This is a genomic window from Pantoea sp. X-Soil-MYKO-1289, from assembly GCF_059730625.1.
This window is the reverse complement of the sequence record NZ_AP036004.1, coordinates 59,722-81,428: the sequence shown is the minus strand read 5'-3', so window position 1 is coordinate 81,428 and position 21,707 is coordinate 59,722. Positions and strand designations below refer to the sequence as shown.

The 21,707-nt window shown below is 61.5% G+C and carries 17 protein-coding genes; 10 read left to right on the top strand and 7 right to left on the bottom strand.

What is annotated here, in order from left to right:
- Nucleotides 1-351: 351 nt before the first annotated feature.
- The 5 genes from fdnG to AC6I7Z_RS00350 are packed head-to-tail and all read left to right on the top strand — an operon-like array spanning nt 352 to nt 6,503.
- Entirely contained in the window at nt 352-3,402 is a 3,051-nt protein-coding gene (gene fdnG, locus AC6I7Z_RS00370) for a formate dehydrogenase-N subunit alpha (protein ID WP_497812763.1), read from the top strand.
- Nucleotides 3,403-3,414: 12 nt separating this feature from the next.
- Nucleotides 3,415-4,299 carry a formate dehydrogenase subunit beta gene (gene fdxH / locus AC6I7Z_RS00365; RefSeq protein WP_497812762.1) on the top strand — a complete coding sequence of 295 codons (885 nt, stop codon included), beginning with the start codon at nt 3,415-3,417 and terminating at the stop codon, nt 4,297-4,299.
- Nucleotides 4,296-4,937, top strand: a complete 642-nt coding sequence (gene fdoI / locus AC6I7Z_RS00360) for a formate dehydrogenase cytochrome b556 subunit (protein WP_497812761.1) — start codon at nt 4,296-4,298, stop codon at nt 4,935-4,937. Before fdxH ends, fdoI begins: the two co-directional genes overlap by 4 nt.
- Nucleotides 4,937-5,863 carry a formate dehydrogenase accessory protein FdhE gene (fdhE, locus tag AC6I7Z_RS00355; RefSeq protein WP_497812760.1) on the top strand — a complete coding sequence of 309 codons (927 nt, stop codon included), beginning with the start codon at nt 4,937-4,939 and terminating at the stop codon, nt 5,861-5,863. Before fdoI ends, fdhE begins: the two co-directional genes overlap by 1 nt.
- Nucleotides 5,864-5,891: 28 nt before the next feature.
- On the top strand, nt 5,892-6,503 hold the full coding sequence (locus tag AC6I7Z_RS00350) for a glutathione S-transferase (RefSeq protein WP_497812759.1): 612 nt from the start codon (nt 5,892-5,894) through the stop codon (nt 6,501-6,503).
- A gap of 192 nt (nt 6,504-6,695) precedes the next feature.
- Here AC6I7Z_RS00350 and glyS read toward each other — a convergent pair whose 3' ends face one another.
- Both glyS and glyQ read right to left on the bottom strand, forming a co-directional pair.
- Nucleotides 6,696-8,765: a glycine--tRNA ligase subunit beta gene (gene glyS, locus AC6I7Z_RS00345; RefSeq protein WP_497812758.1), complete on the bottom strand. Its 2,070-nt coding sequence runs from the start codon at nt 8,763-8,765 to the stop codon at nt 6,696-6,698.
- A gap of 9 nt (nt 8,766-8,774) precedes the next feature.
- Nucleotides 8,775-9,686 (bottom strand): glycine--tRNA ligase subunit alpha, encoded by a 912-nt coding sequence (gene glyQ, locus AC6I7Z_RS00340; protein WP_033793010.1) that lies wholly within the window; start codon nt 9,684-9,686, stop codon nt 8,775-8,777.
- Nucleotides 9,687-9,878: 192 nt separating this feature from the next.
- Between glyQ and AC6I7Z_RS00335 the strand changes: the two genes are divergently transcribed.
- Entirely contained in the window at nt 9,879-10,874 is a 996-nt protein-coding gene (locus tag AC6I7Z_RS00335; RefSeq protein ID WP_497812757.1) for an acyltransferase, read from the top strand.
- On the opposite strand, the gene AC6I7Z_RS00330 is transcribed toward AC6I7Z_RS00335, so the two are convergent.
- The 4 genes from AC6I7Z_RS00330 to xylA form a co-directional block, all read right to left on the bottom strand.
- The gene (locus AC6I7Z_RS00330; RefSeq protein ID WP_497812756.1) at nt 10,859-11,791 is read right to left on the bottom strand and encodes a GlxA family transcriptional regulator; all 933 of its coding nucleotides are present in this window, start codon (nt 11,789-11,791) and stop codon (nt 10,859-10,861) included. The genes AC6I7Z_RS00335 and AC6I7Z_RS00330 overlap by 16 nt on opposite strands.
- A 17-nt stretch (nt 11,792-11,808) precedes the next feature.
- The gene (locus tag AC6I7Z_RS00325) at nt 11,809-12,348 is read right to left on the bottom strand and encodes an isochorismatase family protein (protein ID WP_497812755.1); all 540 of its coding nucleotides are present in this window, start codon (nt 12,346-12,348) and stop codon (nt 11,809-11,811) included.
- Between the two features lie 99 nt (nt 12,349-12,447).
- On the bottom strand, nt 12,448-13,890 hold the full coding sequence (gene xylB / locus AC6I7Z_RS00320) for a xylulokinase (protein ID WP_497812754.1): 1,443 nt from the start codon (nt 13,888-13,890) through the stop codon (nt 12,448-12,450).
- A gap of 18 nt (nt 13,891-13,908) precedes the next feature.
- A complete protein-coding gene (gene xylA / locus AC6I7Z_RS00315) occupies nt 13,909-15,231 on the bottom strand; it encodes a xylose isomerase (RefSeq protein WP_033755517.1) in 1,323 nt (440 codons plus the stop codon).
- A gap of 341 nt (nt 15,232-15,572) precedes the next feature.
- On the opposite strand from xylA, the gene xylF reads away from it, so the two are divergent.
- The 4 genes from xylF to xylR all read left to right on the top strand — a co-directional run bounded on the left by xylF (nt 15,573) and on the right by xylR (nt 20,554).
- Entirely contained in the window at nt 15,573-16,565 is a 993-nt protein-coding gene (gene xylF, locus AC6I7Z_RS00310; protein ID WP_096072264.1) for a D-xylose ABC transporter substrate-binding protein, read from the top strand.
- 29 nt (nt 16,566-16,594) lie between these two features.
- Nucleotides 16,595-18,115 (top strand): xylose ABC transporter ATP-binding protein, encoded by a 1,521-nt coding sequence (locus AC6I7Z_RS00305; RefSeq protein ID WP_497812753.1) that lies wholly within the window; start codon nt 16,595-16,597, stop codon nt 18,113-18,115.
- Nucleotides 18,108-19,283, top strand: coding sequence for a xylose ABC transporter permease XylH (xylH, locus tag AC6I7Z_RS00300; RefSeq protein ID WP_033793020.1), 1,176 nt, complete (start codon nt 18,108-18,110; stop codon nt 19,281-19,283). Before AC6I7Z_RS00305 ends, xylH begins: the two co-directional genes overlap by 8 nt.
- Nucleotides 19,284-19,375: 92 nt before the next feature.
- Entirely contained in the window at nt 19,376-20,554 is a 1,179-nt protein-coding gene (xylR, locus tag AC6I7Z_RS00295; RefSeq protein WP_033793021.1) for a D-xylose utilization transcriptional activator XylR, read from the top strand.
- 31 nt (nt 20,555-20,585) lie between these two features.
- Here xylR and AC6I7Z_RS00290 read toward each other — a convergent pair whose 3' ends face one another.
- Nucleotides 20,586-21,662, bottom strand: a complete 1,077-nt coding sequence (locus AC6I7Z_RS00290) for an ROK family protein (protein WP_497812752.1) — start codon at nt 21,660-21,662, stop codon at nt 20,586-20,588.
- Nucleotides 21,663-21,707: the final 45 nt, after the last annotated feature.

The window sequence follows — 21,707 nt, the reverse complement described above, 5'->3', positions numbered from 1 at the left end:
CCGCAAAGGCGGCCAGCCGCACGGTTAAGTGTGCCCTGTTGTCACCGGCAGCGCAAAAAAACCGCTATACAAATTATGCGGCGCAAAGATAGCCGATGGCGCTGCGGCGCGCTGCCGAGACAAATGAGAATGATTTTCCGTTGCGCTTTAACATCGATTTTTATACGGGAATGATATTTTTCTCGCCGCCTGAAAAACGCGGCGCGCTATCAGTCGCTCTCTAAACAAATTTAAACAGAATTTAAAAAAAGCATTACCAGAGACTAACTTATTGACCTTTATCAAATAAAACGCTGTCAGGCTTGTTATTTTGCATAGCTTCGCAATGGAGCCAATAAAGAAGAAAGATAAATGCAAATTACCAGACGGAGTTTTTTCAAAATCTGCGCTGGCGGAATGGCGGGAACCAGCGCCGCGCTGCTGGGCTTCGCCCCGGAATCCGCGCTCGCCAGTGTCAGAGAATATAAACTTCTACGCGCAAGAGAGACGCGTAATAACTGCACTTACTGTTCCGTCGGCTGCGGCATGCTGATCTATAGCCTCGGCGACGGCGCGAAAAATGCCAGCGCCGCTATCTACCATATCGAAGGCGATCCCGATCATCCGGTTAGCCGCGGCTCGCTCTGCCCGAAAGGCGCGGGCGTGCTCGACTATATTCACAGCGATCAACGGCTGAAATATCCGGAGTATCGCGCGCCGGGCAGCGACAGATGGCAGCGCATCAGCTGGCAGGAGGCTTTTGAACGCATCGCCCGGCTGATGAAGCAGGATCGCGACGCTCACTTCCAGCAAACCAACCCGGCAGGCGTCACGGTTAACCGCTGGCCGACCACCACCATGTTCTGCTCGTCGGCCGCCAGTAATGAAACCGGCCTGCTCGATCATAAATTCGCTCGCGCGCTCGGCATTGTCGCGCTGGAGAACCAGGCCCGGCTGTGTCACGGCCCGACGGTCGCCGCGCTGGCGCCCAGCTTCGGCCGCGGCGCGATGACCAACAACTGGAACGACATTAAAAACGCCAACGTCGTGCTGATCATGGGCGGCAACCCGGCGGAAGCGCATCCTGTCGGATTTAAGTGGGTGATTGAGGCGAAGACGCGCAACAACGCGCAGGTCATCGTGGTGGATCCGCGCTTCAACCGCTCGGCGTCGGTGGCGGATCTCTATGCGCCGGTGCGCGCGGGCAGCGACGTGGTGTTCCTGATGGGCATCATCAACTATCTGCTGCAGCACAACCAGATCCAGCAGCAGTACGTGCGCGCCTTCACCAACGCCGCGCTGATCGTCAGCGAGGGCTATAGCTTCGAAGAGGGGCTGTTCAGCGGCTACGACGCGGAGACGCGCCAGTACGATCGCGCCAGCTGGCACTATGAGCTGGATGAGAAGGGCCATGCGCGCCGCGACGACAGCCTCACCCATCCGCGCTGCGTACTGAATCTGCTGAAAGCGCACGCCAGCCGCTATACCCCGGAAATGGTGACGCGCCTGTGCGGCACGCCCCATGAGACCTTTCTCGCTATCTGCCGCCAGCTGGCGACCACCAGCGCACCTGACCGCACCGCCACCATCCTCTACGCGCTGGGCTGGACGCACCACACCAACGGCTCGCAGATTATCCGCACCGCCGCGATGATCCAGCTGCTGCTGGGCAATATCGGCATGCCGGGCGGCGGCATCAACGCGCTGCGCGGCCACTCCAACGTTCAGGGCTATACCGATCTCGGCCTGCTGTCGCAAAGTTTGCCGGGCTATCTGCCGCTGCCGTCGGAAAAACTGGCGACGCTGGCGGACTATTTGCAAAAAGCGACGCCTGCCGCGTCGCTGCCAGGCCAGGTCAACTACTGGCAAAACACCGATAAGTTCTTTATCAGCCTGATGAAGAGCTTCTACGGCGACGCCGCCACGGCGGACAACCAGTGGGGTTATGACTGGCTGCCCAAATGGGACAAGAGCTACGACTGCATGGCGCAGGCGGAAATGATGGAGCAGGGCGAAATAAATGGCGCCCTTATTCAGGGCTTTAACCTGCTCGCCGCCTTCCCCGATAAAAACAAAGCCTGTCGCGCGCTTTCGCGCCTGAAGTATATGGTGGTGATCGATCCGCTCAGCACCGAAACCGCCAGCTTCTGGCAGCCTCACGGCGAATTCAACGACGTCGATCCAACCCAGATCGCGACGGAGGTGTTCCGTCTGCCCTCTTCCTGCTTCGCCGAAGAGGACGGCTCGGTCGCCAACTCGTCGCGCTGGCTGCAGTGGCACTGGGCGGCGGCCGAGCCGCCTGGCGAGGCGCTGCACGACGGCAAAATTCTTGGCAATCTCTTTTTGCGCCTGCGTGAACTCTACCGTCAGGAAGGCGGCGTCGCCCCAGAGCCGCTGATGGCGATGCGCTGGGACTACAGCAATCCTGCCGATCCGTCGCCGGAAGAGGTGGCGCAGGAGAGCAACGGCCGCGCGCTGCAGGACGTTTACGACGCCAGCGGCAAGCTGCTGCTGAAAAAGGGCCAGCAGCTTAACTCCTTCGCCGAACTGCGTAACGACGGCAGCACCGCCTGCGGCTGCTGGATCTATACGGGCAGCTGGACGCCGCAGGGCAACCAGATGGCGCGTCGCGACAACGCCGATCCCTCCGGGCTGGGCGCAGTGTCGGGCTGGGCCTGGGCCTGGCCGGCAAACCGCCGCATTCTCTATAACCGCGCCTCCGCCGACGAACAGGGTAAAGCCTGGGATCCGAATCGTCGCCTGATCGAGTGGGACGGCCAGCGCTGGCAGGGCATCGACGTGCCGGACTATCCGCTGACGATGGCGCCGCAGCAGCAGGCGGGCCCCTTTATCATGCAGCCGGACGGTATGGGCCATCTCTTCGCGCTCGACAAAATGGCCGATGGTCCCTTCCCTGAGCACTACGAGCCGATGGAGAGCCCGCTGGAAGCCAATCCGCTGCATCCGCAGCAGAGCCATAGCCCAGTGGCGCGTATTTTTGCGCGCGACGCTGCGCATCTGGGCGAGGCGGCTGAATATCCCTGTGTCGCCACCACCTACTCCATTACCGAGCTGTTCCGCCACTGGACGAAACACGCTCTGCTGAACGCCATCGCGCAGCCGGAGCAGTTTGTTGAGATCGGCGCGGAGCTGGCGGCGGAGAAAGGCATCAAGGCGGGCGACAGCGTTAAGGTCTCTTCCCGCCGCGGCTATATCAAAGCCAAAGCGGTGGTGACGCGGCGCCTGCAGCGCCTGCACATCGACGGCAAGCCGATCGATACCGTTGGCATTCCCTGCCACTGGGGCTTCGAAGGCGCAACGCGCAAAGGCTTCCTCGCCAACACGCTGACGCCGTCAGTGGGCGACGCTAACTCGCAAACGCCGGAATATAAAGGTTTTTTAGTGAAAGTGGAAAAGGCGTAACGGAGAACGAACATGGCTTATCCCACACAGGACATTATTCGTCGCTCCGCGACCAGCTCACTCACGCCAGCGCCGCAGGTGCGCGATCACCGGCAGCAAGTCGCCAAGCTGATCGACGTCACCACCTGTATCGGCTGTAAAGGCTGTCAGGTCGCCTGCTCAGAGTGGAACGATATCCGCGCCGAGGTTGGACACAATATCGGCGTTTACGACAACCCGACCGATCTCGATGCCAAAGCCTGGACGGTGATGCGCTTCTCGGAGGTTGAAGAGAATGGCCGACTGGAATGGCTGATCCGCAAGGATGGCTGCATGCACTGCGCCGATCCCGGCTGTTTGAAAGCCTGCCCGTCGGCGGGCGCTATCGTGCAGTACGCCAACGGCATCGTCGATTTCCAGTCTGAACACTGCATCGGCTGCGGCTACTGCATTGCGGGATGCCCGTTTAACGTGCCGCGCATCAGCCAGGAGGACAACCGCGCCTATAAGTGCACGCTCTGCGTCGATCGAGTCAGTGTCGGGCAGGAACCGGCCTGCGTCAAAACCTGTCCGACCGGCGCGATCCACTTCGGCAGCAAAGAGGAGATGCAGCAGCTGGCGGCGGAGCGCGTCGCCGATCTTAAATCGCGCGGCTTTGAAAACGCCGGCCTGTACGATCCGGCAGGCGTCGGCGGCACCCATGTGATGTATGTGCTGCATCACGCCAATAAGCCGCAGCTCTACCACGGACTGCCGGAAAACCCCGGCATCAGCCCGACCGTGACGTTCTGGAAAGGCGTCTGGAAACCGCTGGCGGCGATAGGCTTCGCCGCCACCTTCGCCGCATCGGTGTTCCACTATGTCGGCGTAGGCCCGAATCGGGTCGACGAGGAGCAGCATAAGGAGGAGGAAGAATGAAAAAAGGCGAGCGCATCATACGCTACCGCGCGGCGGAGCGTATCAATCACTGGATTGTCGCGATCTGTTTTGTGCTGCTGGCGTTGAGCGGACTGGGCTTTCTGTTCCCCTCGTTCAACTGGCTGATGAATGTGCTGGGCACGCCGCAGCTGGCGCGCATCCTGCATCCCTTTATCGGCGTGACCATGTTCGCTGCCTTTATGCTGATGTTTTTCCGCTACTGGCATCACAATCTGGTGAACAAAGAGGACCTGCTGTGGGCGCGCAATATCCACAAAATTGCCCTCAATGAAGAGGTCGGCGATACTGGCCGCTATAATTTTGGCCAGAAGTGTGTGTTCTGGGCTGCTATCATCAGCTTAGTGCTGCTTCTGCTCAGCGGCGTGGTGATCTGGCGTCCCTGGTTCGCCGGCGCCTTCAGCATTCCGCTGATCCGCGCGGCGCTGCTGGTGCATTCTTTCGCCGCCGTGGGCCTGATCCTGGTGATTATGGTGCACGTCTATGCGGCGCTGTGGGTTAAAGGCACCATTACGGCGATGGTCGAAGGCTGGGTAAGCCCCGCATGGGCGGAAAAGCACCATCCTCGCTGGTATCGCGAGCAGCGTAACCGCTCAACACAACAGGAAAAACGCCCCTGATGAGTATTCGCATCATCCCGCAAGACCAGCTGGAGAAGAGCGAAAAAAACACGGCGGATACCATTCCGCCGTTACTTTTTCCACGGCTGAAGAACCTCTATAGCCGCCGCGCCACGCGACTGCGCGAGCTGGCGGCTAAAAATCCGCTGGGCGACTATTTACGTTTCGCCGCCAAGATCGCGCAGGCGCAGGAGATCGTTCTGTACGACCATCCTCTGCACCGCGATCTCTACGATCGCCTGGTGCAGAGCGCCGCCGAGGGCAAACCGCCGCTCGATATTCACAGCCTGCCGCGCGACGCGCACTGGCAGCAGCTGCTGCACTCGCTGATCGCCGAGCTGAAGCCGGAGATGACCGGCCAGGCGCTGGCGGTGCTGGAAAACCTGGAAAAAACCGCCGCGGGCGAGCTGGAAACCCTCGCCAGCGCGCTGCTGGCGGGCGAGTTCGCGCTGGTCAGCAGCGATAAAGCGCCCTTTATCTGGGCGGCGCTGTCGGTTTACTGGGCGCAGATGGCGGCGCTGATCCCCGGCAAAGCGCGCGCCGAATATGGCGAGCAGCGCCAGTTCTGCCCGGTGTGCGCCAGCATGCCGGTCGCGAGCGTGGTGCATCTCGGCACGCAGCAGGGCCTGCGCTATCTGCACTGCAACCTGTGCGAAAGCGAATGGTATGTGGCGCGCAGCAAGTGCAGCAACTGCGAGCAGACGCGCGATCTGCACTACTGGTCGCTGGACAGCGAACACGCGGCGGTCAAAGCGGAGAGCTGCGGCGACTGCGGCACCTATCTGAAGATGCTCTATCAGGAAAAGGATCCGGCGCTAGAGCCTGTGGCGGACGATCTCGCCTCGCTGGTGCTGGATGCGCGCATGGAGCAGGAAGGCTTCTCACGCAGCAGCCTGAACCCTTTTCTTTTCCCGGATGAGAGCTGACTCAACCCTTTAACGGCGGAGAAGTGCGATGAAACTGATCGGCAGCTATACCAGCCCTTTTGTACGGAAAATATCTGTCATCCTGCTGGAAAAAGGCATCCTGTTTGAATTTGTTAACGATGCGCCCTACAGCCCCGACAGCCACGTCGCGCTCCACAATCCGCTGGGCAAAGTGCCGACGCTGATTGACGATAGCCAACAGGCCTGGTTCGACTCTTCGATTATCGCGCAGTACCTGGAACTGCGCGGCGACGCGCCCGCGCTGCTGCCGGAGGACGCCTGGCTGGCGCTGCATATTCGGCAGACCGAGCGGCTGGCGGACGGCGTCAGCGACTGCGCCAGTATCATCGTGCGCGAGAAGCTGCGCGCGCCGGAGCAGCAGTCCGCCGACGTGCTGACGCGTCATCGGGAGAAGATCTTGCGCGGCCTGGATAAGCTGGAAGCGATTGCGGCGGAAGGCCGTTTGCTGAATAACGGCACGCTGAATCTTGCCGATATCGCCGTGGGCTGCACCATCGGCTATATCAACTTTCGTCACGTGGTGCCGAACTGGTGCGTGGATCGCCCGGCGCTGGTGAAGCTGGCTGAACAGCTGTTTCAGCGTGAGAGCTTTGCGCGCACCGCGCCGCCGGCTGCGTAACGGCAGGCGGCGCGTTTTAGCGATGGCAACGCTCAGCGCTTAAGGTCTCTCTCTTAGCGCTGGGCGAAACAGGCAGGTTATGACGACGTCGTTACGGGTCAAATCAAACAGCCGCTCGCTTCTCCGATAAAAAAAGGCCGACAGTGATGTCGGCCTTTTACTGGCATTATTCGCTTACGGCTGATGACAGGCTTACTGCAGCAGCGAAATATCCGCTACCTGCAGGAACAGCTCGCGCAGCTTCGCCAGCAGCGTCAGGCGGTTGACGCGCACTTCAGCGTCGTCGGCGTTGACCATCACCTTGTCGAAGAAGTTATCGACCGCCTCGCGCAGCTGCGCTAGTTCGATCAGCGCATCCTGGTAGCGGCCCTCAGCGAAGTAAGGCTGCAGTTTATCGCCGAGCGCGGTCACGAAGGTCGCCAGCTGAATCTCTTCGTTCTCTTTCAGCAGCGACGCCTGCACGCTGTCATTCAGCGTTTCGGTCGATTTCGCCAGAATGTTGGAGACGCGCTTGTTCGCCGCCGCCAGCGCCGCCGCTTCGTCGAGCGTGCGGAAATGCGATACCGCCTTCATACGCGCGTCGAAATCAGCCGGACGCGTCGGACGACGCGCCAGCACTGCCTGCAGCGTATCGACGCTATGGCCCTCTTCCTGATACCAGCTGCGGAAGCGGCCGAGCATAAAGTCGATAACGTCATCGACTACATTGCCGTTGCTCAGCTTGCTGCCGTACAGGCGCACCGCTTCTTCCGTCAGGGTCTGCAGATCGAGCGGCAGGTTCTTCTCGACGATGATGCGCAGCACGCCCAGCGCGGCACGACGCAGCGCAAACGGATCTTTGTCGCCCTTCGGATGCTGACCGATGCCGAAGATGCCCGCAAGGGTATCCATCTTGTCGGCGATCGCCAGCGCGCAGGCTACCGGATTCGACGGCAGATCGTCGCCGGCGTAGCGCGGCTGATACTGCTCGTTGAGCGCGACCGCCACATCTTCGGCTTCGCCGTCGTGACGCGCGTAGTGCATGCCCATCACGCCCTGGGTGTCGGTAAACTCAAACACCATATTGGTCATCAGGTCGCACTTGGAGAGCAGGCCGGCGCGCGTCGCGTGATTCACGTCCGCACCCGTCTGCGCGGCGATCCAGCCCGCCAGCGCCTGAATGCGATCGGTCTTGTCGCGCAGCGTGCCAAGCTCTTTCTGGAACAGCACGGTTTCAAGGCGCGGCAGATAATCTTCCAGTCGTTTTTTGCGGTCGGTATTAAAGAAGAATTCAGCATCCGCCAGACGCGGACGCACCACCTTCTCGTTACCGGCGATAATCTGCTGCGGATCGCTTGAGGCGATATTGGTGACGAAGATAAAGTTCGGCAGCAGCTTGCCCGCGTCGTCGTAAACCGGGAAATATTTCTGATCGCCCTTCATGGTGTAGACCAGCGCTTCCGCCGGCACCTTGAGGAATTTCTCTTCGAAGGTCGCCGTCAGCACCACCGGCCACTCCACCAGCGAGGTGACCTCTTCCAGCAGGCTGTCGCTCAGGTCGGCGTTGCCGCCCAGCTGGCGCGCCGCCGCTTCGGCATCGGCTTTGATCTGCGCCTTGCGCACGGCGTAGTCGGCGATAACTTTGCCGCGCGTTTCCAGAATCTCCGGATACTGGTCGGCATGGTCGATGGTGAATTCAGGCTCGCCCATAAAGCGGTGGCCGCGGATCGTGCGTCCTGACGCAATGCCGAGGATGGTCGCCGGGATCAGCTCGTCGCCCAGCAGCAGCGTCACGGTGTGCACCGGACGAACAAACTGCACGTCGCTCGCGCCCCAGCGCATCAGTTTCGGGATCGGCAGCTTGCCGAGCGCGGTGGCGATCATGCCAGGCAGCAGCGACTGGGCGGATTCGCCTTTCACCTGCGCGCGGTAAACCAGCCATTCGCCTTTGTCGGTGCTCAGGCGCTCGGCCTGATCGACGGTGATGCCGTTGCCACGCGCCCAGCCTTCCGCCGCTTTGGTCGGTTTGCCGTCGGCGTCAAAGGCGGCGGAGACCGCCGGGCCGCGTTTTTCGACTTCGCGATCGGGCTGCGCGGCGCTCAGGCTCGCCACTTTCAGCGCCAGACGGCGCGGCGCGGCGTACCAGCGCACTTCGCCGTGCGCCAGACCGGCGCTGTCCAGCTCGGCGGTAACCTGCGCAGCAAAGGCTTCGGCCAGGCTGCGCAATGCTTTCGGCGGCAGCTCTTCGGTGCCGATTTCCACCAGAAACGTTTTTTCAGTCATGGCTGCCTCTTACTTGTTGTTATTGCACATCGGGAAGCCCAGCGCCTCGCGGGAGGCGTAGTAGGCTTCAGCCACGGCTTTGGTCAGGGTGCGGATGCGCAGAATATAGCGCTGGCGCTCGGTCACGGAGATCGCCTTGCGCGCGTCCAGCAGGTTAAAGCTGTGCGCGGCTTTCAGAATGCGCTCGTAGGCGGGCAGCGGCAGCGGTTTTTCCAGCGCCAGCAGCTGCTGCGCCTCTTTCTCGTACTGCTCGAAGCAGGTAAAGAGGAAGTCGACGTCGGCGTATTCGAAGTTGTAGGTAGACTGCTCGACTTCATTCTGATGGAAGACGTCGCCATAGGTGGTTTTACCCAGCGGGCCGTCGCTCCAGACCAGATCGTAAACGCTGTCGACGCCCTGGATATACATCGCCAGACGCTCAAGGCCGTAGGTGATCTCGCCGGTTACCGGCTTGCACTCCAGGCCGCCCACCTGCTGGAAGTAGGTGAACTGCGTCACTTCCATGCCGTTGAGCCACACTTCCCAGCCGAGGCCCCACGCGCCGAGCGTCGGGTTTTCCCAGTTATCTTCCACGAAGCGGATATCATGCACGGTGGGATCGATGCCCAACTCTTTCAGCGATCCGAGATACAGCTCCTGAATGTTGTCCGGCGACGGCTTGATGATCACCTGGAACTGGTAGTAGTGCTGTAAGCGGTTCGGGTTTTCGCCGTAGCGGCCGTCGGTCGGTCGGCGCGACGGCTGTACGTAGGCTGCGGCAATCGGCTCAGGTCCGAGTGCGCGCAGGCAGGTCATAGGGTGTGAAGTGCCAGCGCCCACTTCCATGTCCAGCGGCTGAACGATGGTGCAGCCCTGACGCGCCCAGTAATCCTGCAATGTCAGGATCAGGCCCTGAAAGGTTTTGGTATCAAACTTTTGCATGATGATTTCGCACGCGATTCGGGTAGATGAAAAAAGAGTGCGCCAGTATACCCTTTGACCGCGCGATGTGCAGCCGGAAATCCTGCCGGGCGCGGGCGTGCCAGACGGCTCCGAATCCTGCCGCGAAAAGTTGTCGCGCGCAGCGCGACTGTCTACCCTTCTTCGCACAATCGTGATGCGCAAGAGGACCCGATGTCGCAAAAGATTTGCTGGATCGACAATTTACGCGCGGTCGCCTGTTTGATGGTGATCGTTATCCATACCACCACCTGGTATATCACCGGCCCAATGGCGGTGACCGGACACTGGTGGGATATCGCCAACCTGCTTAATTCCGCGTCGCGCGTCTGCGTGCCGCTCTTTTTTATGATCTCCGGCTACCTGTTCTTCGGCGAGCGCAGCGCGCAGCCGCGCCATCTGCTGCGGCTGGTGCTCTGCCTGCTGTTTTACAGCGCGGTGGCGCTGGCCTACATCACCTGGCTGACGCCGATCAGCGAAGGGCGCTCGCTGCTGAAGATGCTGCAGAAGCCGGTGTTTTATCATCTGTGGTTTTTCTTCGCGCTGATCGGCATCTACCTGCTGTCGCCGCTGATTCAGGTGAAAGCGGTGCAGGCGCGCTATGTGGCGCTGCTGGTCGTGGTGCTGGCGGTGCTGGCGAACCCGAACACGGTGGATCAGGCGGTGGGGCCGTTTCACTGGCTGCCGGTGAATCTCTACGTCAGCGGCGACAGTATCTATTATCTGCTCTATGCCCTGCTGGGGCGCGCCATCGGCACCATGGAGACGGCAAAGCGTGGCGTGACGCCGCTGGCGGCGGGGCTGTTCGCCGCCTGCGTTATCGGCATTACCTTCGGCACGAAACAGGCGCTGATTGCTAACGGCGCCTTTAACGACCGCTGGTATCTCTACTGCGGCCCGCTGGTGTTTATCGCCGCCATCAGCCTGCTGGTGCTGTTCAAGAACGCCCTGAACGCCCGTACGCTGCCGGTGCTCGGCACGCTTTCACGCTACTCGCTGCCGATCTACGGCTTCCACGCGCTCTTTATTCACTTTCTGCGTACCCGACACTATGACGATATGTCGCGGCCGCTGCTCGATATGCCCTGGGTGTTCGGCGTCACGCTGGCGGGCAGCCTGCTGCTGGCGATGGGCCTGCAGCGCCTCGACCGGCGTCACTGGGTAAGCTGATCGCGCCAGCGATCGCGCGCGCGCCGCAGCTGGCGCGCCGAAGAGAATCCCGCCGCCAGCGCCGCTTTTTCCGCGCCTTCGCCCTGCTGCTGGCGCTGGCGCGCGATGCCCAGCCGCAGCTGCTCGTGGTAGTCGCGCACGCTGATGCCCAGATGCTGACGAAACAGACGCGCCAGATGGCGGCCGCTGACGTGGACGCGCGCGGCGAGATCCTCCAGCGACCAGCTGTGCTCCGGATGGGCGATCATCGCGTCCTGCGCGCGGTGGATCGCCGGATGCAGATGATTGCGGTAGCGCAGCCAGGGCGACAGCTGCGGATCGTCGCCGGAGCGGCGGAACCACACCACCATTTCGCGCGCCACCTCCAGCGCCGTCTGCGCGCCGCACAGCCGGTTAATCAGGTGCAGCGAGAGGTCGATTCCGGCAGTGATGCCTGCGCTGGTCCAGATATTGTCGTCGTCGACGAAGACGCGGTTCTCCTTCACCAGCGCGGCAGGCGCGGCGGCTTTCAGCCTTGAGAGCACCTCGTGATGGGTGGTGCACTGCACGCCGTCGAGCAATCCGGCCTGCGCCGCCAGCAGCGCGCCGGAACAGACGCAGATCAAGGAGAGCTGTCGCGCGCGCAGCAGCGGCTGCTGGCGCCGCAGCCAGCATCGCGCCGCGTCTGCCTGCGGCGTAGCGAACCAGATGGCGGAGTCGCAGACGCCCGGCACCACCAGCAGGCAGTCGAGCGGCAGGGTTTCCGGCAGCGGCTCAATGCCGGCGATGGTCATCTGCGTGGAGCTTACAACCGATTCCTGCGGGCCGATATAGCGCAGCGCGAAGCGATCTCCCGCCAGCCGCAGCGTCTCCGCTGGCCCGGTCAGATCGAGCGCCATCACGCCAGGCAAGGTAAGAAACAGGACGGTTTGCGGCATCGCGCTACTCCTTGTGATTAAACGCGCGCCAGGCACGCTTCCACGCTCACCACCTCGGCAAAGCGGTTAACCAGTACGGTTTCGGTACGGTGGATCAGTTCGGCGCTGCTGAGGGTGACGCCGTTGTGCGTCATCGGGAAGGTCAGCGTCGCCTCAGAGACAAACAGTACCTTAAAACCGAGATCGGACGCCACGCGCGCGGTGGTTTCGCAGCACTGCTCGGTGCGGATACCGCTAATAATCAGGGTGTCGATTGCGCGTTCCTGTAGCCAGGAGAGCAGTCCCGATTCGGTCAGGGCGTTATGTACGTGTTTCTGCACGCTGAACGTCGCCTCGTGCTGCAAAAAGTCCATTCGCTTTACCCAGCCGGACGCCAGCGAGAAGGGGCCCTGCGGCGCGACGTGAAACACGTCCACCACCGGTATCTCTTTCGCCTGACAGCCTTCGATCAGCGCGCTGATATGGCGCTGAAACGCCGGGACATCCGCTTCCTGCCAGAACTCGCGGTGCAAAAAAGAGTGCTGAACGTCTATTATCAACAGCGCTGCCTGTGCCATTTTCGGCCTCCTGAGAAATGAATTCAGGCCCATCATGACGGGCCTGACGCGCAGGAAGAAGGCCAAATCGGGACAAGATGGCGACCGTGCGGGACAAGCTTAACGCATCAGCGGCGCCAGCTGCGCGTAGAGGCGGGCAAAGGTGTCGCGCAGCGGCTGATAGCGCTGATGGCGCGCCGCATCGGGCTGATGGCGCTGCACCCGCGTCAGCGCGGGCAGCGTGGTCTGCGGGTCGAGCGCCAGCTGCGCCAGACGCGCCGCGCCCAGCGCCGGACCGACCTCGCCGCCCTGACAGTAATCGAGCGTCTGGCCGCTGATATCCGCCAGCATCTGCCGCCACAGCGCGCTGCGCGCGCCGCCGCCGATCAGCATAATGCTGGAGGGCGCAACGCCGCACTCGTGCACCGCGTCCATGCCCTGCGCCAGCGCGTAGCCGACGCCTTCCAGCACCGCGCGCGCCAGCTCCGGCCGACCGTGCTGGTGCGTCAGGCCGAAAAAGACGCCTGTCGCCTGCGGGTTATTGTGCGGCGTGCGTTCGCCGGAGAGATAGGGCAGAAACCACAGCGGCGCCGCGTTTTCACTGGCCCGTTCCGCTTCGGCCAGCAGCTGCGGCACGTCGGCGCAGCCGGTCAGCGCCGCCGCCCAGTCGAGACAGGCCGCGGCGCTGAGAATAACCGACATCAGATGCCAGCGCTGCGGCAGCGCATGGCAGAAGCTGTGCACCGCGCGCTGCGGATTGCTGAGGTAGCCGTCGCTGACCACGAAATAGACGCCGGAGGTGCCGAGCGACAGCATGCCCTGCCCCGGCTCGGTCATGCCGACGCCCACCGCGCCCGCGGCGTTGTCGCCGCCGCCCGCCACCAGCGGCACCGCCGGCATGCCCCAGCGCGCCGCGATTTCGGCGTTCAGCGAACCGGTAACGGCATTGCCTTCGAACAGCTGCGGCATCTGGTCGCGCGTCAGGCCGCAGGCGTCGAGCATCAGGTCGCTCCAGTCGCGGCGCGCCACGTCGAGCCACATCGTGCCTGCCGCATCGGACATGTCGCTGGCGAAGTCGCCGCTCAGGCGCCAGCGCAGGTAGTCTTTCGGCAGCAGCACCTTCGCCACCCGCTGAAAAATCTCCGGCTCATGCTGTTGCACCCAGAGCAGTTTAGGCGCGGTAAAGCCGGGCATCATCAGGTTGCCGGTGATCTGGCGCGACGCGGGCACGCACTGCTCCAGCTCGCGGCACTGCTCGCCGCTGCGCCCGTCATTCCATAAAATGGCCGGGCGCAGCACGCGATGCGCGCTGTCCAGCAGCGTCGCGCCGTGCATCTGACCGCTCAGGCCGATGGCCTTCACCTCGGTGAGCGCATGCTGCTGCGCCAGCGCCTGCATCGCCTGGTCGGTCGCCAGCCACCAGCTTTCGGGATCCTGCTCGCTCCAGAGCGCGTGCGGACGCGACACCTGCAGCGGCGCGCTGCCGATCGCCGCCACCTCGCCCTGCGCATTCAGCAGCGCCACCTTAACCCCGGACGTGCCTAAATCGATCCCGATATACATGCCTTGCTCCCGCTTATCTCAGAAATCATAAAGATAGTGGTTCACCAGGTTTTCCAGCTGCTCCTGGCGCCCGCTGTGATGCTGCGGATTGAACTGCTGCTGCTGAGCATGCGCCGCCAGCGAGGCGAGGGAAAACTCCCCTTTCAGGATCTGCTGGCCGAACTCGCCATTCCAGCCGCTGTAGCGCTGCGCCACGCGCTTATCAAGCTCGCCCGCTTCCACCATGCGCGCCGCCGCTTTGAGCGCCAGCGCCATGGTATCCATCGCGCCGATATGGCCGTAAAAAAGGTCATATTTGTCGGTGCTCTGGCGACGCACTTTGGCGTCAAAGTTCAGACCGCCGGTGGTGAAGCCGCCCGCTTTAATAATCTCGTAGAGCACCAGCGCGTTCTCTTCGACGCTGATCGGGAACTGATCGGTATCCCAGCCGCACTGCACGTCGCCGCGATTGGCGTCCACCGAGCCGAAAATGCCTAAGGCGATAGCGGTGGCGATCTCATGATGGAACGAGTGGCCCGCCAGCGTGGCGTGGTTCGCCTCGACGTTCACCTTGATCTCTTTCTCCAGCCCGAACTGCTTCAGGAAGCCGTACACCGTCGCCACATCATAATCATACTGATGTTTGGTCGGCTCCTGAGGCTTCGGCTCGATCAGCAGCATGCCCTGGAAGCCGATTTTATGCTTATGCTCCACGACCATCTGCATAAAGCGGCCAATCTGCTCGCGCTCCTGACGCAGATCGGTATTCAGCAGGGTTTCATAGCCCTCGCGGCCGCCCCACAGCACATAGTTTTCGCCGCCCAGCGTCTGCGTCGCCTGCATGGCGCTGCAGACCTGGCTCGCCGCCCAGGCGAAGATTTCCGGATCGGGGCTGGTCGCCGCGCCGGCGCCGTAGCGCGGATGGGTAAAGCAGTTGGCGGTGCCCCACAGCAGCTTTACGCCGCTCTCCTGCTGTTTTTCCAGCAGCTTGTCGGTCATCACCGCGAAATTTTCCTGATAGCTGCGCAGCGAGTCCCCTTCCGGCGCGACGTCAACGTCGTGGAAGCAGTAGTAAGGCACGTTCAGCTTGTGGAAAAACTCAAACGCCACGTCCGCCTTTAGCTTCGCCAGCTGCAGCGCGTCGCCGCTCTTTTGCCACGGGCGGTCGAATGCGCCGACGCCGAACATATCCGCGCCGTTCCAGCAGAAGGTATGCCAGTAGCAGGCGGCGAAACGCAGGTGTTCGGCCATGGTTTTGCCGAGGATCACCTCGTCAGGATTGTAATGGCGGAAAGCCAGTGGATTAGTGCTCTTTACCCCTTCAAAACGAACGCGTTCGATCTGGTCGAAATAAGCGTGCATGTTTCGCTCCTCAGCGTGAAAATCCGGACAGTCGGCCGTGAGCCTTTATATTGCTTGCCCCGTTTCCGCTGGCTCAATTACGATATTTCACACCCAGCTTGAGATAATTAATATTTGTGCGCCCGTTCGCAAATTAATAATAACGCGGCGCCTGTTCGCCCTCCGATGCTCTTAAAAACGTTAAATCTCGATCCCGCTCATAAAAACAGAAATAAACCAAAAAACGTAATCGCCGGATAAAAATCAGTAATTGATGTTGCCGGAAAGCCAGGTCAACAATTCAACCGCCTGGACTCATGCGATAACGACAACAGCCTCAACCTACAGACAGGATGAACATCATGAAAATGAAACTTACGCTGTTAGCCGCCTGCGCCGCGCTGGCGCTTTTCAGCCACGTCGGCGCAGCGAAAGAAGTGAAGATCGGCATGGCGATTGACGACCTGCGCCTTGAGCGCTGGCAAAAAGATCGCGACATCTTCGTTAAGCAGGCGGAATCGCAGGGCGCGAAAGTGTTCGTGCAGTCGGCCAACGGCAATGAAGAGACGCAAATGTCGCAAATAGAAAATATGATCAATCGCGGCGTCGACGTGCTGGTGATCATTCCCTACAACGGCCAGGTATTAAGCAACGTCGTCGCCGAAGCGAAACGCGAAGGCATTAAAGTGCTGGCCTATGACCGTATGATAAATAACGCGGATATCGATTTTTATATTTCGTTTGATAATGAAAAAGTCGGCGAACTTCAGGCGGAAAGTATTGTTAAGCAGGTGCCGAAAGGAAACTATTTTCTGATGGGCGGATCGCCGGTGGATAATAACGCGCATCTGTTTCGCGCCGGTCAGATGAAGGTGTTAAAACCCTATATCGACAACGGCAGCATTAAAGTCGTCGGCGACCAGTGGGTCGACGCCTGGCTGCCGGAAAACGCGCTGAAAATCATGGAAAACGCCCTGACCGCCAACAGCAACCACATCGACGCCGTCGTCGCCTCCAACGACGCCACCGCGGGCGGCGCGATCCAGGCGCTCAGCGCGCAGGGGCTGGCGGGCAAAGTCGCCATCTCCGGCCAGGACGCCGATCTCGCCGCCATCAAGCGCATCATTAACGGCACGCAAACCATGACGGTGTATAAGCCCATTACCCAGCTCGCCACCGAAGCCGCCAACATCGCCATCGAACTCGGCAACGATAAAACGCCCGCCAGCAACGGCAAGCTCAATAACGGCCTGAAAGAGGTGCCTTCGCGCCTGCTGACGCCGATTCCGGTCAATAAAGAGAACATCGACAGCACCGTGGTGAAAGACGGTTTCCATAAAAAGAGCGAGCTCTGAGCGCGCGCGGCCGCGAAGAGGAGAGATCGATGCTGCTGGAAATGAACAATATCACCAAGCGTTTCGGCGCGGTGAAGGCGCTGGATAACGTCAGCCTGCGGCTGGACAGCGGCGAAGTGATGTCGCTGTGCGGCGAAAACGGCTCGGGCAAATCCACGCTGATGAAAATCCTGTGCGGGCTCTACCCGCACGGCGAGTTCGAGGGCGAGATCCATTTCGCCGGAGACGCGATTCAGGCGCAGACCATCCGCGACACCGAACGCAGGGGCATTGTGATTATCCATCAGGAGCTGGCGCTGGTGCGGCAGCTGACGGTTATGGAGAACATCTTTCTCGGCGCGGAGCTGGGCCGCTTCGGCATCGTCGACGATGAAACCATGACGCTGCGCTGCCAGCAGCTGCTGGCGCGGGTCAGGCTCGACGTCTCGCCCGACGCCCGGGTCGGCGATCTGGGCCTGGGGCAGCAGCAGCTGGTCGAGATCGCCCGCGCGCTGAATAAGCAGGTGCGGCTGCTGATCCTCGATGAACCCACCTCGTCGCTGACCGAGCGTGAAACCGAGGTGCTGCTGAGCATTATCAACAACCTGCGCGATCACGGCATCGCCTGCATCTACATCTCCCACAAGCTAAACGAGGTGAAAGCGATCTCCGATACCATCTGCGTTATCCGCGACGGCAAGCCCATCGCCACCCGGCCCGCCGCCGGACTCAGCGAGGATGACATTATTACCATGATGGTGGGACGCGAGCTGACTGCGCTCTATCCGCATCAGCGGCACGCCATCGGCGACGCGGTGCTGCGCGTTGAACACCTTACCGCCTGGCATCCGGTTAACCGGCACGTGCGCCGCGTCAACGACGTTTCCTTCACCCTGAAGCGCGGCGAGATCCTCGGCATCGCCGGGCTGGTCGGCGCCGGCCGCACCGAAACGGTTCAGTGCCTGTTCGGCGTCTGGCCGGGACGCTGGCAGGGTGATATCTGGATTAACGATAAGAAAGTGCAGATTCGCGACTGTCAGCAGGCGATAGCCCAGGGCATCGCCATGGTGCCGGAGGACCGCAAAAAAGATGGCATCGTGCCGCTGATGGGCGTCGGCAAAAACATTACCCTCGCGGCGCTGGATCAGTTCAGCCGCCGCTTCGCGCCGCTGGACGAGACGCGCGAGCAGCACGTCATAAATGACGCTATCGCGCGGCTGCGGGTCAAAACCTCGTCGCCGGAGCTGCCCATCGGCCGACTGAGCGGCGGCAACCAGCAGAAGGCGATTATCGCCAAATGTCTGCTGCTGAACCCGCAGATTCTGATCCTCGACGAGCCGACGCGCGGTATCGATGTCGGCGCGCGTCAGGAGATCTATCAGCTGATCAACAGCCTGGTGCAGCAGGGGATCGCCGTGATCGTTATCTCGTCCGAACTCCCTGAAGTGCTGGGCCTGAGCGATCGCGTTCTGGTGATGCACGAAGGGCGGATCAAAGCCGATCTGATAAACAATAACCTGACTCAGGAGCAAGTAATGGAAGCGGCCCTGCGGAGTGAACATTATGCTTAAAACCGAAAGTCGTCAGGGCGCGCTGCCGGGCGCGCCGTCGCCGGGAAAATTCTCGCTGCCCAATCTGCAGGTGCTGGTGATGCTGGGCGCCATTCTGGTCATCGCCCTGTTTTTCACCTGGACTACCGACGGCGCGTGGCTCAGCCCGCGCAACGTCTCGAACCTGCTGCGGCAGACCGCGATCACCGGCATTCTGGCGGTCGGCATGGTGTTCGTGATTATTTCGGCAGAGATCGATCTGTCGGTGGGCTCGATGATGGGTCTGCTGGGCGGCGCGGCGGCGATTTTCGACGTCTGGCTCGGCTGGCCGCTGCCGCTGACCATAGCGGTGACGCTGCTGATGGGGCTGCTGCTGGGCACCTGGAACGGCTGGTGGGTCGCCTACCGCAAAGTGCCGTCGTTTATCGTTACGCTGGCCGGCATGCTGGCGTTTCGCGGCATTCTGGTGGGGATCACCAACGGCACCACGGTCGCGCCGACCACGCCTGCCATGTCGCAGATCGGGCAGAGCTATCTTTCAGACGGCGTCGGCTTTGGCTTCGGCATCGCCGGTCTGGCGCTGTTTATGCTGTGGCAGTGGCGGCTGCGGCTGCGCCGTCAGCAGCTCGGACTGACGCAGTCCGCCGCTGGCGGCACCGTGGCGCGTCAGGCGCTTACCGCGGTGCTGGTGCTCGGCGCGATCTGGCTGTTGAATGACTACCGCGGCGTGCCGACGCCGGTGCTGCTGCTGGCGTTGCTGCTGCTGGGCGGCATGTTTATGGCGACGCGCACCGCCTTTGGCCGCCGCATCTACGCCATCGGCGGCAATCTGGACGCCGCGCGGCTGTCGGGCATTAACGTGGCGCGCACTAAGCTGGCGGTGTTCGCCATCAACGGCGTGATGGTGGCGATCGCCGGGCTGATCCTTAGCTCACGCCTCGGCGCCGGCTCGCCGTCGGCAGGCAATATCGCCGAGCTGGACGCCATCGCCGCCTGCGTCATCGGCGGCACCAGCCTGGCGGGCGGCGTGGGGTCGGTCGCGGGCGCGGTCATGGGCGCGTTTATTATGGCCTCGCTGGATAACGGCATGAGCATGATGGACGTGCCCACCTTCTGGCAGTACATCGTCAAAGGAGCGATTCTGCTGCTGGCGGTGTGGATGGATACCGCCACGCGTCGCCGGGTCTAATCGCGTCGGGGATCACAACCTGGCGCAAACAATTTCTGCTGTTCATCCGGCCGTGCTATGCATTGCGCTGGGATTCAGGAGAGCGCGCCACTATGCATGAAAAACGCTATCGCATCACGTTGCTGTTCAATGCCAATAAGGTCTACGACCGTCAGGTGGTAGAGGGTGTCGGTGAGTATCTACAGGCGTCGCAGACCGACTGGGATATTTTTATCGAGGAGGATTTCCGCTGCCGCATCGACAATATCCGCGAATGGCTGGGCGATGGCGTGATCGCCGACTATGACGACAGCTCGATCGAGCAGCTGCTGGCGAACGTCGAGGTGCCGATTGTCGGCGTCGGCGGCTCTTACCATCGCCAGCAGGATTATCCGCCGGTGCACTATATCGCCACCGACAACGCGGCGCTGGTGGAAAGCGCCTTTCTTCATCTCAAAGAGAAAGGCATCAACCGCTTCGCCTTTTACGGGCTGCCCGCCTCCAGCGGCAAGCGCTGGGCGCAGGAGCGCGAACACGCCTTTCGTCAGCTGGTGCAGCGCGAACGCTATCAGGGCGTGGTCTATCAGGGCATGAATACCGCGCCGGAAAACTGGCAGCATGCGCAGAACCGGCTGGCCGACTGGCTGCAAACCCTGCCGCAGCAGACCGGCATTATCGCGGTCACCGACGCGCGCGCGCGTCATCTGCTGCAGGCCTGCGAATATCTCAAAATTCCGGTGCCGGAAAAGCTGAGCGTGATCGGCATCGACAACGAAGAGCTGACGCGCTACCTGTCGCGCGTCGCGCTCTCGTCGGTGGCGCAGGGCACGCGGCAGATGGGCTATCAGGCCGCCAAACTGCTGCATCGCCTGCTGGACAAGCAGCCGCTGCCGCTGCAGCGCATTCTGGTGCCGCCGATGAAAGTGATCGCCCGACGCTCGACCGACTTCCGCTCGCTGCGCGATCCGGCGGTGATTCAGGCCATGCATTATATTCGCTTCAACGCCTGTAAAGGCATCAAAGTAGAACAGGTGCTGGATGCGATCGGCCTGTCGCGCTCTAATCTGGAGAAACGCTTTCGTGATGAAACCGGCGATACGATTCACGCCATGATCCACCGCGAGAAACTGGAAAAAGCGCGCGAGCTGCTGGCCTCTTCCTCACTCAACATCAATGAAATTTCCCAGATGTGCGGCTACCCTTCGCTGCAATATTTTTATTCGGTTTTTAAGAAAAGCTATGCCAGCACGCCAAAAGAGTACCGACAGCATCACGGCGAAAGCCTGATGTGAAATGCCGGCGGCGTGATAAAGCCGCCGCTCTTTATCCATGACGTTGTTCATACTGCTCAATCACCGCCAGCGACAGCCCTACCGCCGGATCGAGACGCGTCTGTAAAAAATGCAGCGTGGTGTTCTGAAAGGTGAAGGCTGGCGTACTGGAGGCGATCCTTTTGCGCACCGTGTCGCAAAACATCGGGTGCACATTCCAGGGCGCGTCGATAATAATCGTGGTCGGATTGAGCAGCAGGATAATCTGGCCCATCACCTTAGCGAGAAAACCGCCCGCCTGCTGCATCACCTCATCCACCACCTTCGGCGCCTCGTCGCGCGTCTGCCAGCTTAAGCCGGGACGGCGCTGGGCCAGCTGCTGCTCTATCGCCGGTTTGCTGAGCAGCGCTTCGGCGCATCCCTGACGTCCGCAGCGGCAGCGCGGGCCGTCCGGCTGCACGCTGAGATGCCCAGCTTCGCCCGCGGTCCAGCTGTTGCCGGTCATTACTTCGCCCTGCTGCACCAGCGCGCCGCCCATGCCTTCGGCAATCCGCAGATAGAAGTGGCTGCCCGCCGCGCTCAGCCCAAGCTGCTGCACCGCCAGCAGCGCCGAGGCCTTGACGTTATTCATCACGCGCAGCGGCACATTGACCTTTTGTCTGATCGGCGTCAGCAGATCGACATCCTGCCAGCCGAGATGGGTTGAAAGGTGCATCCAGCCGCGATCGGGATCGACGATGCCGGGAAAACCGAGCCCGATGCCCAGCAGCTGCGGATGCTTCTCCGCCAGTTCGCCGCACAGGCTTGCCACCTCATCCAGCAGCTTTTTAGGGTTAGCGGTATCGACGCGACGCGTCTGCTCCACCATCACCTGCGAGAAGTAGTCGCAGACGCGCCAGTAAATGGCGTTGCGCTCCACCATCACGCCCGCGCTTTTCAACTGTTCCGGGCGCAGGGCGATCTCAATCTTCGGCCGGCCGGCGGCGGCCACGCTGATCGGCCCTAGCTCCTGAAGCAGCGACCTTTCCAGCAGTTCGTCTACGATCAGCGACACCGTATTTTTGCTGAGCGACAGGATGTGGGCTAAATCCTGACGCGACGTTACGCGCAACCGGCGAAGCTGCGTCATCACGCGCTTCTGGTTGTTAAGTCTGAGTAGTGCAGGGCCTTTACC